The organism is Alteromonas sp. 5NS40-0096, from assembly GCF_057544385.1.
Genome location: NZ_BAAJLQ010000001.1, coordinates 692,479 through 712,058 on the forward strand (window position 1 = coordinate 692,479; position 19,580 = coordinate 712,058).

21 protein-coding genes are annotated in these 19,580 nt (G+C 44.0%); 12 read left to right on the top strand and 9 right to left on the bottom strand.

What is annotated here, in order from left to right; genetic code table 11:
- Nucleotides 1–4: 4 nt before the first annotated feature.
- The 4 genes from AC27G9_RS03095 to AC27G9_RS03110 form a co-directional block, all read right to left on the bottom strand.
- Nucleotides 5–682 (bottom strand): DUF3313 domain-containing protein, encoded by a 678-nt coding sequence (locus tag AC27G9_RS03095; protein ID WP_487070919.1) that lies wholly within the window; start codon nucleotides 680–682, stop codon nucleotides 5–7.
- A gap of 67 nt (nucleotides 683–749) precedes the next feature.
- Complete coding sequence (locus tag AC27G9_RS03100; protein WP_487070921.1) at nucleotides 750–1,688, bottom strand: ornithine cyclodeaminase family protein; 939 nt, start codon at nucleotides 1,686–1,688, stop codon at nucleotides 750–752.
- A gap of 8 nt (nucleotides 1,689–1,696) precedes the next feature.
- A complete protein-coding gene (locus tag AC27G9_RS03105; RefSeq protein ID WP_487070923.1) occupies nucleotides 1,697–2,320 on the bottom strand; it encodes a COG3904 family protein in 624 nt (207 codons plus the stop codon).
- Nucleotides 2,321–2,328: 8 nt separating this feature from the next.
- Entirely contained in the window at nucleotides 2,329–3,444 is a 1,116-nt protein-coding gene (locus AC27G9_RS03110; RefSeq protein ID WP_487070925.1) for an aminotransferase class I/II-fold pyridoxal phosphate-dependent enzyme, read from the bottom strand.
- 140 nt (nucleotides 3,445–3,584) lie between these two features.
- Between AC27G9_RS03110 and AC27G9_RS03115 the strand changes: the two genes are divergently transcribed.
- Nucleotides 3,585–4,004 (top strand): Lrp/AsnC family transcriptional regulator, encoded by a 420-nt coding sequence (locus tag AC27G9_RS03115; protein ID WP_487070927.1) that lies wholly within the window; start codon nucleotides 3,585–3,587, stop codon nucleotides 4,002–4,004.
- A gap of 97 nt (nucleotides 4,005–4,101) precedes the next feature.
- Nucleotides 4,102–4,848: a substrate-binding periplasmic protein gene (locus AC27G9_RS03120; RefSeq protein ID WP_487070929.1), complete on the top strand. Its 747-nt coding sequence runs from the start codon at nucleotides 4,102–4,104 to the stop codon at nucleotides 4,846–4,848.
- A gap of 115 nt (nucleotides 4,849–4,963) precedes the next feature.
- Here AC27G9_RS03120 and AC27G9_RS03125 read toward each other — a convergent pair whose 3' ends face one another.
- Together AC27G9_RS03125 and AC27G9_RS03130 are read right to left on the bottom strand one after the other, a co-directional pair.
- Nucleotides 4,964–5,686: a substrate-binding periplasmic protein gene (locus AC27G9_RS03125; RefSeq protein WP_487070931.1), complete on the bottom strand. Its 723-nt coding sequence runs from the start codon at nucleotides 5,684–5,686 to the stop codon at nucleotides 4,964–4,966.
- A 167-nt stretch (nucleotides 5,687–5,853) separates the two neighbouring features.
- A complete protein-coding gene (locus AC27G9_RS03130; protein WP_487070933.1) occupies nucleotides 5,854–7,416 on the bottom strand; it encodes a hypothetical protein in 1,563 nt (520 codons plus the stop codon).
- Between the two features lie 128 nt (nucleotides 7,417–7,544).
- Here AC27G9_RS03130 and AC27G9_RS03135 point away from each other — a divergent pair, with 128 nt between their 5' ends.
- From AC27G9_RS03135 to modC, 4 genes are read left to right on the top strand one after another with little or no spacing between them, the layout of a single operon-like run.
- Nucleotides 7,545–8,072, top strand: a complete 528-nt coding sequence (locus AC27G9_RS03135; RefSeq protein WP_487070935.1) for a DUF4136 domain-containing protein — start codon at nucleotides 7,545–7,547, stop codon at nucleotides 8,070–8,072.
- Between the two features lie 53 nt (nucleotides 8,073–8,125).
- On the top strand, nucleotides 8,126–8,809 hold the full coding sequence (gene modA / locus AC27G9_RS03140) for a molybdate ABC transporter substrate-binding protein (protein WP_487070937.1): 684 nt from the start codon (nucleotides 8,126–8,128) through the stop codon (nucleotides 8,807–8,809).
- Entirely contained in the window at nucleotides 8,806–9,498 is a 693-nt protein-coding gene (modB, locus tag AC27G9_RS03145; protein ID WP_487070939.1) for a molybdate ABC transporter permease subunit, read from the top strand. The genes modA and modB overlap by 4 nt, the downstream gene beginning before the upstream one ends.
- Nucleotides 9,495–10,574, top strand: coding sequence for a molybdenum ABC transporter ATP-binding protein (modC, locus tag AC27G9_RS03150; RefSeq protein ID WP_487070941.1), 1,080 nt, complete (start codon nucleotides 9,495–9,497; stop codon nucleotides 10,572–10,574). Before modB ends, modC begins: the two co-directional genes overlap by 4 nt.
- Here the strand turns inward: modC and norR are convergent.
- A complete protein-coding gene (gene norR, locus AC27G9_RS03155) occupies nucleotides 10,571–12,151 on the bottom strand; it encodes a nitric oxide reductase transcriptional regulator NorR (protein WP_487070943.1) in 1,581 nt (526 codons plus the stop codon). The two genes, modC and norR, sit on opposite strands and share 4 nt — an antisense overlap.
- A gap of 152 nt (nucleotides 12,152–12,303) precedes the next feature.
- Here norR and AC27G9_RS03160 point away from each other — a divergent pair, with 152 nt between their 5' ends.
- From AC27G9_RS03160 to hmpA, 3 genes are read left to right on the top strand one after another with little or no spacing between them, the layout of a single operon-like run.
- A complete protein-coding gene (locus AC27G9_RS03160) occupies nucleotides 12,304–12,561 on the top strand; it encodes a hypothetical protein (RefSeq protein WP_487070945.1) in 258 nt (85 codons plus the stop codon).
- Complete coding sequence (locus tag AC27G9_RS03165) at nucleotides 12,558–13,724, top strand: NnrS family protein (protein ID WP_487070947.1); 1,167 nt, start codon at nucleotides 12,558–12,560, stop codon at nucleotides 13,722–13,724. Before AC27G9_RS03160 ends, AC27G9_RS03165 begins: the two co-directional genes overlap by 4 nt.
- Before the next feature lie 12 nt (nucleotides 13,725–13,736).
- On the top strand, nucleotides 13,737–14,918 hold the full coding sequence (gene hmpA / locus AC27G9_RS03170; RefSeq protein WP_487070949.1) for an NO-inducible flavohemoprotein: 1,182 nt from the start codon (nucleotides 13,737–13,739) through the stop codon (nucleotides 14,916–14,918).
- Nucleotides 14,919–14,972: 54 nt separating this feature from the next.
- Here hmpA and AC27G9_RS03175 read toward each other — a convergent pair whose 3' ends face one another.
- Nucleotides 14,973–15,344 carry a diacylglycerol kinase gene (locus AC27G9_RS03175; protein ID WP_487070951.1) on the bottom strand — a complete coding sequence of 124 codons (372 nt, stop codon included), beginning with the start codon at nucleotides 15,342–15,344 and terminating at the stop codon, nucleotides 14,973–14,975.
- Nucleotides 15,345–15,453: 109 nt separating this feature from the next.
- Nucleotides 15,454–15,882 carry a universal stress protein gene (locus tag AC27G9_RS03180; protein WP_487070953.1) on the bottom strand — a complete coding sequence of 143 codons (429 nt, stop codon included), beginning with the start codon at nucleotides 15,880–15,882 and terminating at the stop codon, nucleotides 15,454–15,456.
- A 222-nt stretch (nucleotides 15,883–16,104) separates the two neighbouring features.
- Between AC27G9_RS03180 and AC27G9_RS03185 the strand changes: the two genes are divergently transcribed.
- From AC27G9_RS03185 to AC27G9_RS03195, 3 genes are all read left to right on the top strand, one after another.
- Entirely contained in the window at nucleotides 16,105–17,046 is a 942-nt protein-coding gene (locus AC27G9_RS03185) for an alpha/beta fold hydrolase (protein WP_487070955.1), read from the top strand.
- A gap of 85 nt (nucleotides 17,047–17,131) precedes the next feature.
- Entirely contained in the window at nucleotides 17,132–17,743 is a 612-nt protein-coding gene (locus AC27G9_RS03190) for a hypothetical protein (RefSeq protein ID WP_487070957.1), read from the top strand.
- 184 nt (nucleotides 17,744–17,927) lie between these two features.
- Complete coding sequence (locus tag AC27G9_RS03195) at nucleotides 17,928–19,520, top strand: cation:proton antiporter domain-containing protein (RefSeq protein WP_487072045.1); 1,593 nt, start codon at nucleotides 17,928–17,930, stop codon at nucleotides 19,518–19,520.
- The last annotated feature ends 60 nt before the right edge of the window (nucleotides 19,521–19,580 follow it).

Consider the following 19,580-nt stretch of genomic DNA (forward strand, 5'->3'; position numbering starts at 1 on the left):
TTGATTAGCGATTTCGCGCCCTCGCCTTTTCCAACGCTGTAACAAAATTATCAACCCAAATGTCGATCACGTTTTTTAGTGCTTGGATGTTTCCTTCCATGCCCTTATCTACCGTCAAATCGAGTTGCTTTACACTCGTCATCGCGAAAACCACGTTGTCTTCGGTATCCAGCGTGAACTCGACTTCGATACCAGCCTCAGTAACGAGATCCTGTTGACCTGTTGCTTCGAGATAAGCAAGGTTTCCGGCATTCATTACCACCTTGAAAGGCAACACGTCTGTCGGCGACATCCCTGGGGAGGTTAACGATACATTCGTAAATGCCCCTCGAATACCAAGTGTATTCTCTTCCATCGCTTCGACTATGGTGTAATGTACGCCCAATTTCGCACGCAATTGTTGATGAAAATAAGCCGTTGCAAGGGGCATTTGTTGACTCCCCAAAAAGGTGAGCGCTTCGGGCTTTAACCAAATCTCAAAAGGATAGATGTAGACATTATCTAAGTTGCCAAAACGCGCTTTATCAAATGTGGGAGACACATAAATTCGGGCATCTGGGTATTCTTTTGACGCCTCCAACTGTTCGTAACTGGTCAAAAAGCCGGACTGGGTATGATTTGGTGTCGAATTACACCCTGTAAGCGCTGCGCTGCACAGCAAGACTAAAAAGCAGTATTTCATGTATTGTCCCTGAACACCTTAGTATTAAGAACATAGACATACAATAAAAGAACGTCCACTTTTGACGTTAGTTATTCCTTGCGGCTTCTAACACCAGTTCTGCAATTTTTAAATCTTGCACTGCAACGCCAGTCAGATCACAAACCGTAATATCAGAGTCGCCTCGAGGATAGGAGCTAGTTAATAACGTTCCTAATTCAACCACATCATCTTGATTGATGTCCCCAGCTTGCAAGGCATGGGCAATCTCCCCTCGCAATTTACATTGCGAAACGCTATCTGCAATAACGAGTGAGGCTTTTCCAAGCAGTGCCGTTTCGAGTTCCTGTTTATCAGGCGTATCTGAACCTACGGCATTGATGTGGGTGCCATCCTGTATCCATTTTGCGTTAATCAATGGTTCTCGGGCAGGTGTAGTCGTCACGATTAAATTGCTATCTCGACACAGGTCCTCTAAGCATGCGTTGACGCTCGCTTCGAGGCCCATTTCGGACAATGCAGTTTTAAGCGCACGCGCTTGTTCCTCTCTCCTACCCCATATTCTAAAATGTTTGATACCCAGATATCGGTTGAGGTGAAGCGCTTGTAGTTTCGCTTGTGTACCAGTGCCGACAATGGCGGCATGGGTGATGTCCTTTCGAGCAAAATGTGCAGCACAAACAGCGCCAGCAATGGCGGTTCTGTGATCAGTTAACGCCCCTTCATCCAAAATAATTGCACTTAATTCTCCTGTATCTTGGCGAAAAACCTGCATTAGTCCATTGCTTGAAGGTAAACCCAAAGCTGGGTTGTTGTAAAAACCAGACGCTATCTTTACAACGTAATATTGCTGGTCACGAATGTAACCATATTTAATATGCACTTCACCGGCATCTAACAATAACTCGCCTACGGGCGGTACCACGCAGTCTCCGTTACTGTAGGCGATAAACCCTTGTGTAATCGCCTCATACCCATCCAAAGTTCGGACAATTTCATCGATTTGTGGTTTAGAAATTAGTCTCATTAGCTAGCTTACTCGACGGTGTTGATTAGTTGGTATCGACGCAATTGGGAATGAGACATCCAATGCATGCCGTCTACAGGTGCTGCTTCCAATGTAAACCAATAGAATGCCGACGGAATTCCCATATCCTGATAATAGTCTGTGTAAATCTTATGTACCTGATCACTCGGTGCGAAATCGTTCGCACTCATGTGACCTTCTCCCCAAGCATGTACACCGAATTTGGCCGAAGGGTGAGCGCTGCGTCTCACACCCGAAACAAACAAGTCAGTGCCTCCAGATGCCACCCAACCGCCCTCAGGTACATGGGTATTGATACCTCTGAGACGAATCTCACGAGCGGCAAGCAGATTTACGTCATCGTCAATCGAACCCGGTACTTCTATCATTACCAAGGTCTCAATTTGAGGGTTGGCTTCGAGTACGGCAACTAAATCGTTCAGTGTATTGCTATATATAACACCATTCATTAGTAGCTCACTGGGTTTATCGGCGTTGACGTTAAATGTCGCAACCTGATCGCCTTCAGCTTCTAACATGGCCTTTTGCTCTTCCGGCGTTTGCCAACCTTGATGGCAACTCGCTACAAAAAGTATCGTAAAGAGTACAACAACAAAACGAACCACAAACATCGGTATTCCTACAAGTACTTGGTTTTTACATAGTGTGAAATTCGCTTCAAACCTTCCTCAAGGTGAGCAGCTGGCGCGCCAATTCCCACTCGAAAATAACCATCCATGCCATACACATCGCCAGGTAGTACAAATACACTCAAGTGCTCCCTAAATTCATGGGCAAGCGTTGTAGAATTGACATCTAACTCGTATTTAATAAACGCCATGCCTCCGGCTTTCGGTGGCACAAACGATACCCAGTCTTGATTGTCATTGACCCATTGCTGGGTAATAGCAAGGTTCTCTAAAAGAAGTGTTTTACTTCGTTGCAACACCTGTTTACGCATATCAGGTTGCAACACAAGATTGGCGACATATTCGCTCACACTAGACGTCGTGATACTCGTATAGTCTTTACTTTGCCAAGTCCGATAAATGTCTTTGGCGGGACCAACTAACCATCCCAGCCGTAATCCTGGCATCGCCATCGCCTTAGACAAACCGCAGGTAACTATTGCTTTGTGATACAAATCAGCAAAACTCGGTAACTCTTTGCCATCAAACTCTGCCCCTTTGTAGACTTCGTCCGCATGCAAATAAATATCATGTTTCTTGGCAAACTCGACAAGCTTGTGAATTTGTTCGACAGGCAACGTCGAGCCCGTTGGATTATTGGGATGACATATTGTTAGCATTTTGGTGTTCGGCGTAATTTGCTTATCCAACGCGTCTAAGTCTGGCAACCATCCCAGTGATTGAATTAATGGCGCTTCTATCACTTTTACACCAATAGCTTTTGCCCAACCGGCAATTTGCAAATAGTTAGGCACGACAACGATGAGTTCATCACCGGGTTCTAAAACGCTCATTGTCATCAAAAAGTTAGCTTCAGCAGAACCGTTGGTAACGATTACCTCGTCGCTAGTGCGATCCTCGTACAAATTAGCAATCGTTTGACGTAGTTCGGTAAAACCATTAGTCCAGCCGTAGCCTAGCTCAAGTTCTAACACGGCTTCTTGTTGCTCTGCATTCAAAAGCTCATTGAGTTTGTATGGATGAACGCCACTATCTGATAAATTCAGTTCTACTAAGTTCTCATACAGCGATTGGATTCGTTCAAGTGTAAACTCTTCTAGTTTCATAATACGGGCTCTCAAAACGATGTGAATTCATTACCATGATAGGCTGCTTCACGATAGAATCGAATGATGAAACTTTAGAAATCGCTATCGTTTACTTTAGAAAATAACGAAATACATGCCACTGGCCTTAGGATCGAAAGTTGGACAAAATAAATCAAAAAATCTTATCAATTTTGCAAAGTAACGGGCGCATTCCTTTCGCCGCGTTAGCAAAACAAGTTCATCTTTCAGCTCCGGCTGTAGCAGAGCGAGTTAAACGCCTCGAAGAATCCGGTGTAATTAAGGGGTACGCTGCACAAGTCGACTTAGATGCTGTGGGTTTACCGATTGTTGCCCATATTCAAGCGCGTGTATTCCTAGGTAAAGAAAAAGACTTTATCTCTCTTGTTAGAGCCACACCTTGTATTGTGGAATGCGACAATGTCACTGGAGAAAAAGCGTTCATCATGAAAGTGGCGGTTGCAACAATGAAAGCTCTCGACAGCTTGTTAGAAGAATTTTCAGAAATATCTGAGACAAACTCGATGATTGTGTTGTCTTCGATAATAGAAAAGACGTGATGTTGTTTAACGCGATGAAAGTGAATTGCGCGCTAGGTGTACGAATTCAAATACGTGAGTTACACTGAAAGTAGTTTTGCTGTCATCGACAGGGATTATGCAAATTTTTAAACACATTCTTTTGTTCGTCTTTTCGTTCTATCTGACGGCGCTTTCGGTAGCTGCGGTAGCAGATTCGGGGGAACTAACGATAGTAACCGATGACGGCCCACCACACATGATAAAGCGGTCCGATTCTGGTATCGATATTGATATCGCCCGAGATGTGTTAAGACTTGCCGGTTATGAAACCAAAGTGACATACGCCCCCCTCGGCAGAGCATCAATGATGGTCAAGGACAAACAAGCCGACGTTGTTATCCCGACGTTTCTAGATAGTGACAGTAAACTGTTTATGTCAGAACCTTTCATCCAATACCGTCCTACCGTGTTTACACTGGCAGATTCAAACATTAATTTACAATCTCTGGACGATTTAAAAGGCCTTCGAATCTGTACCTTTCAAGGCGCGACAGGTTATTTCGGTACTGAATTTTCTGCCAATGCTTCTGGTCCTATGTACCGAGAAATGCACGATATGTCCAAACTGCCTAGCATGTTATTTAAAGGACGCGCGGATGTTGTGGTGCTTGATTATTATATTTTCCATTACTATGCCAAACAAAACATTGACGACTACAACCGCCAACTGGTCGTATCAAATGCCATCATCCCTGAAGTCAACGCGTATGCGGGCTTTCATGACCCAGCAGTAAGGGATGCATTCAACCGAGCTCTACTCCAGTACCAAGCTGAAAGCCGCGATTTAGAAGTCATAGAAAGCTATATCGGCAACGCACACTAGGTGTATTGCTACTCCCTTTTTTGCCTAAACGTTCTCTTGATCAGAAGGCGTTGATCTAACGGTACTGGCTTTACAAAACAGAAATTCGCACTAAACCCAACAGATTCGACACACGCTAATTTGCAGGCGTCTGTTGAGCTTGCCACAATGAAAACCCTCTTTGCAGAGCTTCAATCACGCGGGACTCTGAGTTTATGTTGAGCGCAATACAATGTTCATTTTTGTTTTTGCGATGAATTTCATGGAGGATTTTGAATTTTGAGAAAGGCACGCCGATGATGTCAGCGCGGTAAGTCAAAGATGGTTCGGTTTGAACGATAGCATCAATACGCCCCGCCGCTAAATTAATAACGTTATCCAGCGGTCTGCCCACTACATCTAAATTGAGTCCATCGGTAAAACCTTTCTTTAACAGATAATTATGACTATTGTCTTTGCGAGTAACACCAATCACTTTGCTTTTGAGTTGTTCTAACGATGTAATCTCCAAATTATCGCTCGCCAGCCCAAATATAAACACTGGCGTTGCCGGATATATCGGGCAAAACCAGTGATACAAAGGTTCACGGTCAGGTGTGCGATAGATGGGATAAATTAATGTGTTGGCCTCTGTTGTAGCTTTGTGCATCGCCCTAGCCCACGGATACATATGAATATCGTAGTCTAAGTTGGCCAAGGTAAGAATCTCAACGACGCGCTCGGTGGCAATACCCACGTATTGCCCCTGCTTTTGATAACTAAAGGGAGGAAAGTCTTCGGTCATTACCTGCACTTGGGTCTTAGCAGCACAAGGCGTGCTCAAAGCACCAAACGCCAAACACATACTCCAAAAACGCATTGTTACCTCTTTTGATCTGGCTAACTCGTTAGGGTTGAGACCTCAACAAACACTATTAGTGTAGTGTTTAGCTTGCCATAAACCTATTAGACTTTGGAGCTAGCACTGTTTGGAATTACAGCTCAATTTCCGCTTTTTGTGCTGTAATTCCCAAGTGTAAGTAACCTCTAATTTAAGTTATTTTGAGTGCGGAGTGTTTGTGGCAATTGGCTACCGACATACTCATTGCAACCGGGTTTTAGTGTATTGTTTGCCAAGATACAACTGTCAATCGACCGCCCCGTGAATCGGCACAGTGTAGCCACATCTAGAGCGACATTCCCGATCAAGGAAATCTGTTTTATGTCCGATGTTGCAGCGATATTGTGGCGATAGATTTCTGCAAATTCCGCACTTGGTGTTGCCCCCATTACTACGTTGTTATCAATGGAGACGTTTTCAATGTCTTTACCGTTGCTAAATGACACATAAATAAAAACAAACTTCGGATTAGTCTCTCCATGTGACACTTGGTTGTCTGGATTACTCAGGTTTATCACGGTATTACTAGAAATTCGCGTTTGGCTTGATGGTTGTACAAGTTTAAAAGCAAATGGATATTGAATATCTCGAACTGTGTTGTTCATTATGACATTGTTCATTGGTATTTTATCTTGCAGGTCATAAGACTCGTAAACCCAACAAGCAGGTGAACGTAAACCAATAAAATCATTGTCAGTAACAGTAAAATTATGTCCAGTATATATTTTTATCACGCTATCTAGATCATACGAGGTCACACCCGATTGGTCGAAAAGGTTACCCTTAATCATGTGGTTCCCCTTCGATACACCTTTATCATGAATCCAAGCTTCAGTGCCATGTGCGTTGTAGCAAAGGTTTCCAGTGCACATGAGATCACCACTGCGAAGATACACCAAATTTGCCGCGGTACTGGTGTAAAGATCCCTTACTTCATTGTTTAATACAATCACAGTATCCATCGCGTCAACTTGGACGACCCTAGCAGCAACCGAAGTATCAGACAATGTTCTGTTCATTCCGATGATGCGGTTGTTTAGCACCGTGACTTGCTTGGGCGCCAAAGTCCCTGATGCTAATGCTCTGACAATAAAGCGCACAGCGTCTTTCATTGTGTTGTTTTGAAAGAAAATTTCGCCACCGTTTAGCCCATTCCCGTATATCCCGGACATATACAGTGTCGTGTTGTTTTCAACAACGAGTTTAGAAAATTGTAATGGCACATCTTTGGTTGTTACTACATATTGGTTTAACGAGTCAGGTAGACCAGTCAGTTGGCAATGTGAAATAAGCATCTGGTTAAAGTCGCTTTTTGCTTCCACGAGAGTAACGCCTGTTGTAACAATATTGGTTATCTGCAAATCATTTGCGTGGCTGACAAATAAGGTGTCTAGACCCTGTGTACTGAAAGTACTCGATGAGCCTTGCGAGCTAATCGCGATACTGTTGTTTAGTAATAATGACTCTGTCACTCTGTGGTTAGAGCCAAGTAACAGTGTTTTGTTTTGCATACCCGCGCTGTCTATAGCGGCTTGCAAGCTTTGAGTATCATCTGCGATCCCATCACCGATTGCGCCATAATCAGAGGCAAACACGAAACCTGAAGTGGATGAAGTAATGGAACTGGCCACCGCTGTACTGGCGACAGATGCTCCTGCAAGTCCTATTGCCGCCTTCGTGATAAAAGCTCTTCGATTGTTTTGTAACATAAATTCCCTTACTTAAATTATTGTTTTAGTTGTAACTTCCAAGAAAGCCGATTCACAAGATATAATAGAATTGTTTAACTACAACCCAATCAGGGCTATATTGCTACGAAAGTATAAAGGACGGGTTTATGCGTATTTTTTTATTGTTTTTCATCCTAGTCACTGCCGGTTGCACAACCACGTCGAACTTGATTGTCGATGACCAAATCGATTTCCAGTCGCTAAAAACGTTTTCCGTCAAACCTGTTAATGCGCCTGTGGAATTACCCTCGCAAACGCTATTTCTCGATCTTATTGCTCAATCAATGGTTGAAAAAGGGTTACGTCCGGTAAGCGATGGCGGCGATATCGTTGTGCGATATTCTCTTTATTTTGGCGAAGAACAAGACCCAAGTACGCTATCGATAGGGTTAGGAACAGGCAGCGTCAGTCGTTCTGGTTCTATTTCTATTGGATCTATATTTTCTGTACCCGTGGGCAATGACCTCATCGCACCTTTAATCTTAAATGTCAGCATGACAAAAGAAGGCAAGGAGATCTGGTTTAACGCCGATAGAGTCAACATCAATAAAAACGATCTTGCAAACTATCCCGAACAACAAAAAGCCCTAGTAGAAAAAGTCTTAGCGCCTTTCCCGTTAATACAGAGGAATTAGGCATCAATTATATGCGAGTTACTCGGCTACTTATACTGGTTACTTTGCTCTGTATGTCCGCAAGCATAGCGGCAAAAGAGACGATAAGAATCGCTGTTGCGTCCAACTTTATTGGGCCGATGAAACAGATCAAACAAGCCTACGAAAAAGAACATGATACACAACTTATCCTGGCGTTCGGCAGCTCAGGGAAACTGTATGCTCAAATTCTTCATGGCGCACCATACGATGTATTTTTGTCCGCCGATTCTGAAAAACCTGCAAAACTTGTCCAAAACAACTTAGCGCAACAAGGTAGCCAAGCCACCTATGCAAAGGGGAAAGTGGTGTTGTTAAGTCGCAAAATTGTCGACCCAAAGCTAGCCCTACTAGCGGGTGACTTTAATCGAGTTGCCGTGGCAAACCCCAAACTGGCCCCCTATGGCAGTGCCGCAATAGCGGTGATGCAAGGCATTGGGGCCTACTCCCCAGACAAACTTGTCAAAGGCGAAAATATCTCCCAAAGCTATCAATTTACAATTACAGGACACGCAGACTTAGGGTTTGTTGCTTATTCCCAAGTCCTCGCGAATAAAGCACTAGCTCAACGTCAATACTGGGTTGTCCCTACAGACCTTTATGAGCCGATTGCCCAAGACCTGGTGGTATTAGCACCGAGTCCTGCAGCAACATCCTTTGTCGATTTCTTGTTATCTCAAGAGTCTCAAGCGTTAATCAAAACTTTAGGATACGAATGAATTTAGCTTACGATGATTGGCAAGCCATTGTCTTATCGATAAAACTGGCACTGGTCGTTACGTCATTGCTTATCATTATTAGTACGCCATTAGCTTGGTGGTTAGCCAATACAAAGAGTCGATTTGCTACGTTTATTAATGCCGTAGTGGCGTTACCACTCGTATTGCCCCCCACAGTCCTTGGCTTTTACGTTCTTCTACTGTTGAGCCCACAGAATAGCGTTGGGCAATTCCTAGCTTCGATTGGCTTAGGCCCATTTGCGTTTACCTTTACGGGGTTAGTGATAGCGTCAATGCTTTATTCTCTTCCGTTTGTGGTGCAGCCTATTCAAAATGCATTTAGTCAGATTGATAAAGGCGCTATTGAAGCCGGTATGACATTGAGAGCTGGCCCGATAGATCGTTTATTCAATCTTGTATTACCAATGGCGAGACCGGGTTACATTACTGCTTTTGTACTGGGTTTTGCCCATACTATTGGTGAATTCGGCGTGATTTTGATGATTGGTGGGAATATCCCCGGCGAAACTCAGGTAGTGTCAGTAAAAATCTACGAACACGTAGAAGCACTCGAATATTCAAAGGCTCACGGATTGGCAGGGTTCATGGTCGCCTTTGCTTTTGTGGTATTACTCGTCATGTATCGTCGTTCCGGCAAGCCAGGGCTATTTAGAGGGCCGGGTAAATGACTAATGGGATTCAAGCAAAAATCGATATTCGTCGAGCGTCCGGATTTGCCTTGTCTGTTAACCTGAATTTACCCAATACAGGCTTAACCGCTATTTTTGGCCAATCAGGATCGGGAAAAACGACCCTTCTGCGATGTATTGCGGGGCTGGAAGACAACGTCACCGCCAATATCATTGTTAATGATACCGTATGGCACAATGACAAAGGGGCTATGGCTGCGCACAACAGGCCGTTAGGCTTCGTCTTTCAACAAGCCAACCTGTTTCCACACTTGAATGTCGCGAAGAACTTGGCGTTTGCAGTAAACCGCAACAAGCGCAATGATCCACATTTCAATATTGACGATATTGTTTCTCTTCTCGAGATTGGCCACTTACTCGATAAACAAACAGACTCTCTCTCTGGTGGCGAAAAGCAGCGAGTCGCCATTGCTCGTGCCCTATTGATTCAACCAGATGTCCTTTTAATGGATGAACCTCTGTCGTCACTCGATATCACGATGAAACAAGGCTTGTTGCCGTTTATTCAAAAAATAAAGGATGAGCTTATCATTCCGATTTTGTACGTGACTCACGACATTGATGAAATCGTGCGGCTAGCCGATCATATGGTGGTGTTACAAGATGGCAAAGCGATATGCCAAGGTGAAGTCAACTCAACACTAGCCAACCTTGATTTACCGATCGATTTTGGTTCTCAGTTGGGCGTGGTATTGCGCGGTGTTGCAGGTCAATACTGCGAGCAATGGTCACTTAACGAAGTGCAAGTCGAGCGCCAATCAATTTTCATTTTAGGGAATCCCGACATTCAGCAAACAAAAGTAGGGCTTCGCATTTTAGCTCAAGATGTCAGCATCGCATTGACGCCTTCTGACGCTTCGAGTATCCAAAACCGTCTATCGTGCCAAGTAGTGGAAATTAAGCCTGATCAACACCCTGCACTTTTGATAGTGAAATTACAAATTGGAAACCAGTTTTTACTGTCGAGAATTACCAGAAAAGCGGCAAATGATTTAAACCTCAATACCGGTATGTTGGTGTTTGCTCAAATTAAGTCAGCGGTGCTCCTCAGTTAATCTGTCACTCTCACCGACTTTTCAACAACTACCCCAAGTCGTTTTGCTAAGCGCATTAGATTGGCTCGGTCATGGCTCAACGAAGACGCGGCTTTTGCCCAATTCCCCTTATGTTGGGATAAAGCTCGCATGATTTGCTGCCGCTGGAAGGACTCTGTCATTGTTTTCAGACTCTGACCTTCCCACTCTGCATCGTTCTCAGATGGTGAATCCAACGAATTAGTGCTAGCCAATCTGCCTCCCTGTAGTTCAAGCAAATCATCTCTAATCACAACAATGTCGTTTTGTCCTTGTGACGCTTTTGCATTGAGAGATGCTCGACTGATCATGTGTTCTAGTTCCCTAACATTACCCGGCCACACATATGAAACCAAGCGTTCCGACGCTTCTGGCGAGAGTTTGAGTTGCCGTAATCCTAAATTTCTGCGCGTACGCTCTATAAAATAGCCCGCGATTAGCACTGCATCTGTATCCCTCTCCCTCAATGCAGGAACATGAATCGGGTACACTGCTAAGCGATGATACAAATCTGCCCTAAACCGACCTAACTCCACCTCTTGTTCTAGGTTTCGATTCGTCGCTGCCACCACTCTGACGTTGACGTAGGATACTTTATCTTCGCCTACTCTCTGAATTTCGCCACTTTGGATAGAGCGAAGCAATTTACTCTGAATGCTCAGCGGCAGCTCTCCCACTTCGTCTAAAAAGAGTGTGCCATTGTCAGCCAGCTTAAATTTGCCTTCTCTTGCCGTATCTGCGCCGGTAAACGCGCCTTTTGTATGACCAAACAGTTCAGCCTCTGCAAGCGATTCTGTTAACGCTGCGCAATTAACGTGCACAAGAGGTGCCATGCGGCGGTTTGATTGATGATGCAATGTTCGCGCGACGAGTTCTTTACCGACGCCCGTTTCGCCTGTGATCAATACATTGAACTCTGAACCAGCGACCAGGCTTACATCTTGTTTTAGTTTAATGATTGACCTGCTCGCTCCTATGATCTCGCCACCACCACTAAACAGTGCTTCCTCATTCAGCTCTTGAACTATGGTTTGCGCGGTATCCGCTTGTGTTTTCAAAGTGTCGACAAGACGAGCATTTAACAGTGCCTGAGTGCCTAAATTTGCAATAACTTCTAGCGTTTTATGGGATATGCTAGAAAAAGCCTCAGTATCGAGGCTGTCTATCGTAATGAGTCCGATTAAATCGTCTCCTTTGCGAAGTGGAATCCCAAGGCAAGAATGGACTGGCAGATCACCACTCCTCGACATCAAAAGCCCATCGTAAGGATCCGGTAGTTCACAATCAGGTGGAAAAACGTAAGGACTTTTTGCTTTGCACAATACGGCAAAGCGCGGATGTTCAGATATCGCAAATCGCCTACCAAGCGTATCGAGAGAAAGGCCCTGCGCCGCTTTGGGCACAAGTGAATCATCCTTCGCATCGAGTATTGCGATAGCGTCGCAAGGCACCAGCTTTCTCACCGCACTGATTAGCTCTTGTTCAGTGTCCTGCGCTCGAACACTCTTTGAAAAGTCGAGAGCCATTTCAATCAATAAACTTAAGTTCTCTGAAGACATATTTTACCCATACGTGTCATATCGACACAATTATAGATGAGTCAAATTGACACTTCAAATCTAACAAAGAAAATAAAACTCATATAAAACAAACAGATAAAGATTGGCATATATCCTGATATGTAAAAGTGAATTAAACAGGAGTGTAAACCATGCAACTACAACCGATTCAGCCTGAAATGAGTTCTTTGTCTGCAGTAGCTCTGCTAAAAGGCGCCAATACTGCTCTTGCACTGTTTTTTGCCATTTTTTGCCTAACGATCGTGGTCTGTTACCCCCTAGAAAGTATGTTTTCTATCAATCAGTTGGTAATCGGGCATATGACAATGATATTCAGCGCAACCTTTATCAAAATCGCTTATGTCACGCGATGTGTAGCCTTAAAACAACTCAATCGCGAGGTAGCATGAAATCTCGCTTTCACTTTCATTATTTATTCAGTAGCCCGTTTCGCAGTTTTTTCCTTCTCGCTGGTGTTGGGGCAATTAGCCTGATAATGGTTTGGTTGTCTATTTTGTATTTGCAACTACCCGCTCCAGGCCAAATGCCCCCAAGGCTTTGGCATATGCATGAAATGTTGTTTGGCTTTTTGGGCGCTGCCATCGCAGGCTTCTTGCTCACTGCGGTGCCGAATTGGACAAACACCAATCCAATATCGCCCGTAAAAGTTGCTATGTTAACGGCTATTTGGATACTCAACCGTTTTTTACCTTGGCTTTTTGGTGACAGTCCAATGCACTTTTATCAAACTGCGCTACAAGGCCTATTCTGGTTGACGTTATTCGTTTTTATCACCCTCCCAATAGCCGTAACGCGTAACCAGAAAAACCTCATTTTCCCTATTATTATTATTGCGATAGGAAGTTTGAACGTGGCTTCATCCGCATCAGCAATAATTGGACAGGCCAATCAAGCAATACTGTTGAATAAGGTCTCACTACTCGTCATCTTGCTCTTGACTGGATTAATCAGCACCAGGGTCATCCCGTTCTTTATCTCAAGACAAACAGGTTTGGCAATATCTACATCTCCGACGCTTAATTTCGCAATTACTATAGCCTCTGTTCTTGGTATCGCCGGTTTATTACTGTCTCAACTCGACACCGTTTTACCTAACCCAGGTTGGATGATGTGTCTTGTAGGAGTCCTTCATGGCATTAGGCTAATGACATGGGTCAAGAAAGCGGTATTCAACTATCCGTTACTTTGGTCGTTACTGTTGCCCTATTGTGTTTTGTCCTTGGGCCTAATTTGGCTAGGAGCAAGCCATATAGGCAGTCTCAATACAAGCGGACCTATTCATTTGCTAGCGATAAGCTGCCTTTCTGCCATGGTCATCGCGATTGCAACTCGTGTCTCTCTCGGCCATTCGGGTCGTGAGCTGGTCGCGCCTAGAGGTTTCGCCGTTTATTTTCTTTGTATCGTACTCGCCGGATTAGTCAGGTCATTAGGCCACTGGCTTATCCCCTATCCTCAAACACTATTACTCAGTGGTGCGCTTTGGTCGCTGGGCTTTGCCGTGTTTGTTTATCTTTTTACACCTATCTATTTTTCTCAACGCGTTAATAAGTGAGGTTTTTAATCTATGTTGTCTCAAGACACCATCGCTGCAGTAAAATCAACTATTCCTGTTCTTGCCAATGCAGGCGTAGCAGTCACGCAACATTTCTATGACAGAATGTTCAAGCACAACCCAGAATTAAAGCACGTCTTTAATATGTCCAACCAACAAGGCGGTGCACAACCATTCGCCTTGTTTAATGCATTAGCCGCTTACGCTACTTACATTGACGATCTTGATAAATTAGCGTCTATGGTTTCTAGAATTGCGAATAAGCATGTGAGCCTTGATATCCAAGCAGAGCATTACCCTATCGTTGGTAAACATCTACTCGCAACCTTAGGAGAATTGGCACCTGAGACATTTGATGGCCCCACGCTGGCAGCATGGGAGCAAGCATATCAATTTCTCGCTAATGCCTTTATCGACGTCGAATCAACGATGTATCACGCACAAAAAGAAAAGGCTGGTGGCTGGAATGGGCGTCGTCAGTTTGAAATAGTCAATAAAGTGAAGGAGTCAGAATTAGTCACGAGTTTTTATTTTAAGCCCACTGACGGAGAAGGTATAAGTGACTTTAGCCCAGGTCAATTCATCACAGTTAACATTGACAAATCAGCTTTTGAATACGAACAGAAACGGCAATACTCCTTATCGCAGTACAAAGATAAATCGCAATACCGGATCTCTGTCAAACGTGAACTTACTGAGCCATTAGGCTTGGTTTCAAACTTTTTGCACGACCAGGTGGAAATTGGAAGTGTCATTGAATTGATATCGCCCGCCGGTGATTTTGTGCTTAAGGACCCGATGGCCGACAATGTATTTATCTCTGCTGGCGTCGGTATCACGCCGATGTTAGCCATGTTAGAAGCGACGTTACAACACAATACAAACGTGACGTTTTTACACGCCTGTATCAACGATGCACATCATGCGTTTAAACGTCAGTTGGCAGCATTAAACGAAAACCATGAACAGTTACAGTACCACTATTGGTATGAACAGGTGGGCCGAGATTTGGATGCAAAAAGCGGATTCATCAATGTCAAAGACAAGGAATTAAAGCTGCCAATTAAAACAGGAGAATTTTATTTGTGTGGTCCCATCCCATTCATGCGTTTTTGTCGTGACCAACTCGTCGATTTAGGGGTAACCAAAGACCGAATCCACTACGAAGTCTTTGGCCCTCACAACGAATTGTAAAACCAATGCCCAAGCGCTTAAACCTTTGTGTATGAGCGCTTAGGTTGAAAGGCTTCACATAGACGCACCCAACCACAATATTGAAACCCAGGTTGCTAAGGCGATTAAAATACTGATGAATACAGCGGCAGAGCCAATATCCTTGGCTTTTCCGCTCAATTCATGTTGATCAAAACTCACTCTGTCGACAACGGTTTCCACTGCGGTATTCAGTAACTCGACTATCAGAACCAAGAACATAGTAAGTATTAAAAGCAGGCGCTCGACCAGAGTAACGTCGGCTAAAATGGCGATCGGTAGTAGCACTGCGATTGCGAAACACTCTTGTCGTATTGCCGCTTCACTTTTAAAAGCCGCTTTCAAACCTTTCAATGAATACCACGTTGCCATCACAATACGCTTGATCCCAGTGTTCTTTGCTTGCATTTCTTTTGTTCCTTGTGATTAAAAACCATATTTTTGCAGCGAATGACGCAGTCTAGCAGGCGAATATGACAAACCTGAGCCAATCACCAAAATATTGCGTTACTGATTTTTAATCACTCACCCTCACGGCAAGCAAATCACTCTTTATCCCGTGTAAGACCGAGCTACAAGTTGAACCCATAATAAGTTGAATTCCACTGGTACCGTGGGTGCCCAATACGATTAGATCTGCGCCAATTTTATCGGCTGCATGACGTATCTCCTCTGCCGCCGCGCCAATTTCAACGTGAACATGGTGCTTGGGAATACCATTGGCATGAGCAATAGATTCAAGTTTTATTTTGGCTTGTTCGCGAATTTCCTCTGAAAAGTCACGCTCTAAAAACAAACCATAAGGTTCGAAATTGGTTTGAGGATGAGCAACGTAAAGCAGCGTAATCTTTACTGGATTTCCCGCTACCTTCATTGCCCTTTCAATGATGGGTTGATAATCAGAGAAAACATCTACCGCGACGAGTATGGTTTCGTAATCTTGCATTGGTCACTCCGAAATATAGGCTTTGTTATGACCTAAACTCACAATTTAGGTCGACACGCACTAGAAAAAACGAATTCAGTATAAGTAGAGTTTAGCCTTAATTTAAAACCCGTGTTTGATTCCAATCAAATGATATCTATACCGTTATTCGACATTTCACTGGTTCCCTTGAATGTTGGTTCATCTTATAATGGACACCAGCGTAATAAGGAGTAGGTTTTCATGTGGATTTTGCTAATTTTTTTGGTGCTAGTGATCGCCGTTTATCTATACACCTATCCTCGCGCGGGAATCTATCTTCAAGCTTTCGATAATTACATCCACTGTCGGCGAGCTTCACTGACCAAGCATGCCACTGTAGTCAAAGGTAAAAATCTTGTTTGGTATGACAATCTTCAATATCAACAGATCGATGACAGACCGGTTTTGCTATTGTTACATGGCTTTACGGCTGATAAGCAAGTTTGGTTAAAGGCGGCTGTGCAACTCAGTCATCATTTTCGTTTGGTTATCCCTGATATGCCCGGACATGGTGACTCAGAAACACCAAATTATGATTCATTCTCCCTCGACGCTTTAGCTGAGTGCTTTATCGACCTGATGGAGCAAATCCGAGTAGAACATTATTTTGTTACCGGTAATTCTCTCGGCGGTTTAACCGCTGCAAAAATGGGTACGATGGTACCTGACACTATTTTAGGCAACGTATTGATTAATCCCGCGGGGATCGCGAATGAAAGCGAACCTACGCCATTCATGGCGATGATGAAAAACGGCGTCAATCCGTTTTTTACCCGTTCTAGGCAACAATTCAGCACATTATTTACGTTGTCAATGGCAAGACCACCGCTGATGCCAAAAGTCGTTGTCGACGCACTTGCTGACAACCACATCGCCAGTAGTGCAAACTACGAATCGTTCTTCGCTTGTTGTTTTAATGACGCATCAATATTCAACGACAAGATTGAAACTATGACAGTGCCTACGCTACTTATATTTGGCATGAAAGACGACATCATCTCCACCGCTACTATCGATTTCTGGCGACAATCAGACGCTGTCGAATTCCAGCCATTTTATGATGCAGGCCACATGCCAATGATGGAAATTCCTGCGCGGACCAGTTTTGCCATTCAATTTTTTATCGAAAAATTAAAGTCATAGACAAAAGTAGAATTTTTTTTACTGTAGAAATCGCATAAACTCTGCCGTATTGTAGTAATAGGCTGTATAAAAAACACACAAAGCGATGGAAAAGGTCGATATTGTAAAACGCTTAATCCGAGCGAACAATTATGAACAATGTGATCGAACATTCGAGCAATGTGTCGAGCTTGGGATACAGGTAAACCGTGTAGCCCTAGGTCGTTTTGCAGCGAAACTAGAGCTCATAGACAAAGCCGAGCGTCAGCGCAATCGTCGTAACGCTAGCAAACCTCAGGCCCAAGCTAAACCGCAAACTACACGCGCTCCGACGCAGAGGCAACCCGCAGCAAAACCCAACACATCGCCACGTTACGAGCAAGCATCAAACTTGGAGATTGCCGCGTCACCAGCACAACAACGAAGTGCTGAAACGCCACGTTCGCAACCACGAGAAATCGTCAGTAATGCAGAACTCAACATGGCTTTACAACAAGACGCCCTTGCTGAGATGCCACAAGTTATTGAATCTGCGCTTAACGAGTTGAAAGCAAATGCGCCTAGCATGCCGGTGTTGCCGGAAGAAATGACCTATGAACAAGTCAAACAACGGGAAGCAGAAATTACGTTTGAACTGGGTTCAATGAAAATCCGTGAACACGCCCTACTTCAAGAGCTCAACGCCCTCTCAGAAAAACTCGGTGGTAACCGCCACTAATCAAGCAGTGTTGTCTTGCACTGTCCACAATAATTAACGTACATACAAGCGCTTCTTTAAATCCCAGAATAGACACTCACCCTAGCATCCAGATCAAAAACCCACGTTTCAACAGTTTGTAATTGTGACATAAGATGTTAACGTCATGGCAATTGCAACCAGTTGTATCTCAATCACACTCAATATGGATATTTCGATTCTTTTAGTTGCCTTTGGCTTCGGGCTCGTTTTTAAGCAATTCAATGTTCCACCGCTTGTTGGTTACCTCGTTGCTGGCTTTGTGCTTAATTTCGCTGGCTATACGCTAAGCCCCACACTTCAAGAGATCGCTGATCTTGGCATTACGATCATGCTGTTTACCATTGGTTTGAAACTAAATGTGCGAGACTTGGCAAAGGTAGAAATATGGGGGGTTTGTGCCAGCTTCACCGTTGTGTGGATAGCGGCCATTTCTCTGGCTATCGGCGGATTAAGTGTTGCCGTCCCTGTGATATTCCCCAGTATTTCAATGCAAGAGTCTATCCTGATCGGCTTTATGCTCAGTTTTTCAAGCACAGTTTGTGTAGTGAAAGTGCTTGAGGAAAGTGGCGAATTGAAAACGCGACATGGTCGTCTGGCAATTGGTATTTTAGTGATGCAAGATATTCTTGCAGTTGTCTATCTCGTGGTAGCAACCGGTAAGATACCCAGTTTGTATTCCCCCGCACTACTATTGCTTCTGCCACTTACACCTATTTTCAAGCGAATTCTCGCGAAGTCTGGTCATGGTGAACTACTACCACTAACAGGGTTCGTATTTGCATTAGGAAGCTATCATCTATTCGAGTTACTCTCCGTCAAAGGTGATTTGGGCGCGTTAATCGCAGGCGTTTTACTCGCGTCTGATAAAAAGGCATCAGAGCTGTCAAAGTCATTACTTGCCTTCAAAGATCTCTTTTTAATTGGTTTTTTCTTAAGCATAGGGCTTACCGCCTTGCCGAGCTTCGATATGGTCGGCGCGGCGCTGGTGCTGTGCGTTTTTATCGCGCTAAAAGCAAGTTTATATTTTGGTTTAGGTACATTGTTAGGTTTGCGCGCGAGAACAGCGTTCCTCAGTAGCATTGTGTTGAGTAATTTTAGTGAGTTTGGGCTTATCGTCGGCGCACTTGCTGTGAGTGTAGGTGCACTCAATGAGTACTGGCTGGTGACGATCGCCCTCGCCGTTTCATTCTCATTCGTTTTTACTAGCATCGTTTATCGCAGTTCACACAACCAATACGCGAAACGAAAACGCGTTCTCAAACAGTACGAGAAACCGAAGCGTTTAAAAGAAGACATTTACCCTACCTTGCCAAACGTCGAATTTCTCGTTGTGGGTATGGGGCGCGTTGGTACCGGGGCCTATTCTTCACTCACTCGAGTCGTCGGCGACAAAGTATGGGGAATGGACGCTGACACTAGAAAAGTTGCCAAACTTAATAACAAAGGCATTAAAACAATTACGGGTGACGGTGAAGACATTGATTTGTGGGACAACATTGATATTCACAATATTAAACTGGTTTTGCTCGCCCTGCCTTCAATTGAAGATGCAGCTAATATCACCAAGCAGCTTTCGATCGCGGGATATACAGGTAAAGTCGCAGCGATTGCTCGGTATGAAGACGAGGTGACGGAGCTCCTTGAGCGTGGCGTAGACAAAGTATTTAACTTCTTTGCTGAAGCCGGAGTCGGCTTTGCAGAAGAGAGCTTACAGTTTGTTGGCATTAACAACAAAACAAACAATAACAAAGGTTAAAGTGAGAACCATTAACATTTGTATACCATTGTTTTATAAAGATTTTTTTGATTTAAATCA

Bases quoted from the DNA above. Each gene is read 5' to 3' on its own strand.
- AC27G9_RS03095 (WP_487070919.1), bottom strand. From the start codon at position 682: ATGAAATACTGCTTTTTAGTCTTGCTGTGCAGCGCAGCGCTTACAGGG.
- AC27G9_RS03100 (WP_487070921.1), bottom strand. From the start codon at position 1,688: ATGAGACTAATTTCTAAACCACAAATCGATGAAATTGTCCGAACTTTG.
- AC27G9_RS03105 (WP_487070923.1), bottom strand. From the start codon at position 2,320: ATGTTTGTGGTTCGTTTTGTTGTTGTACTCTTTACGATACTTTTTGTA.
- AC27G9_RS03110 (WP_487070925.1), bottom strand. From the start codon at position 3,444: ATGAAACTAGAAGAGTTTACACTTGAACGAATCCAATCGCTGTATGAG.
- AC27G9_RS03120 (WP_487070929.1), top strand. From the start codon at position 4,102: ATGCAAATTTTTAAACACATTCTTTTGTTCGTCTTTTCGTTCTATCTG.
- AC27G9_RS03125 (WP_487070931.1), bottom strand. From the start codon at position 5,686: ATGCGTTTTTGGAGTATGTGTTTGGCGTTTGGTGCTTTGAGCACGCCT.
- AC27G9_RS03130 (WP_487070933.1), bottom strand. From the start codon at position 7,416: ATGTTACAAAACAATCGAAGAGCTTTTATCACGAAGGCGGCAATAGGA.
- AC27G9_RS03135 (WP_487070935.1), top strand. From the start codon at position 7,545: ATGCGTATTTTTTTATTGTTTTTCATCCTAGTCACTGCCGGTTGCACA.
- modA (WP_487070937.1), top strand. From the start codon at position 8,126: ATGTCCGCAAGCATAGCGGCAAAAGAGACGATAAGAATCGCTGTTGCG.
- modB (WP_487070939.1), top strand. From the start codon at position 8,806: ATGAATTTAGCTTACGATGATTGGCAAGCCATTGTCTTATCGATAAAA.
- modC (WP_487070941.1), top strand. From the start codon at position 9,495: ATGACTAATGGGATTCAAGCAAAAATCGATATTCGTCGAGCGTCCGGA.
- norR (WP_487070943.1), bottom strand. From the start codon at position 12,151: ATGTCTTCAGAGAACTTAAGTTTATTGATTGAAATGGCTCTCGACTTT.
- AC27G9_RS03160 (WP_487070945.1), top strand. From the start codon at position 12,304: ATGCAACTACAACCGATTCAGCCTGAAATGAGTTCTTTGTCTGCAGTA.
- AC27G9_RS03165 (WP_487070947.1), top strand. From the start codon at position 12,558: ATGAAATCTCGCTTTCACTTTCATTATTTATTCAGTAGCCCGTTTCGC.
- hmpA (WP_487070949.1), top strand. From the start codon at position 13,737: ATGTTGTCTCAAGACACCATCGCTGCAGTAAAATCAACTATTCCTGTT.
- AC27G9_RS03175 (WP_487070951.1), bottom strand. From the start codon at position 15,344: ATGCAAGCAAAGAACACTGGGATCAAGCGTATTGTGATGGCAACGTGG.
- AC27G9_RS03180 (WP_487070953.1), bottom strand. From the start codon at position 15,882: ATGCAAGATTACGAAACCATACTCGTCGCGGTAGATGTTTTCTCTGAT.
- AC27G9_RS03185 (WP_487070955.1), top strand. From the start codon at position 16,105: ATGTGGATTTTGCTAATTTTTTTGGTGCTAGTGATCGCCGTTTATCTA.
- AC27G9_RS03190 (WP_487070957.1), top strand. From the start codon at position 17,132: ATGGAAAAGGTCGATATTGTAAAACGCTTAATCCGAGCGAACAATTAT.
- AC27G9_RS03195 (WP_487072045.1), top strand. From the start codon at position 17,928: ATGGATATTTCGATTCTTTTAGTTGCCTTTGGCTTCGGGCTCGTTTTT.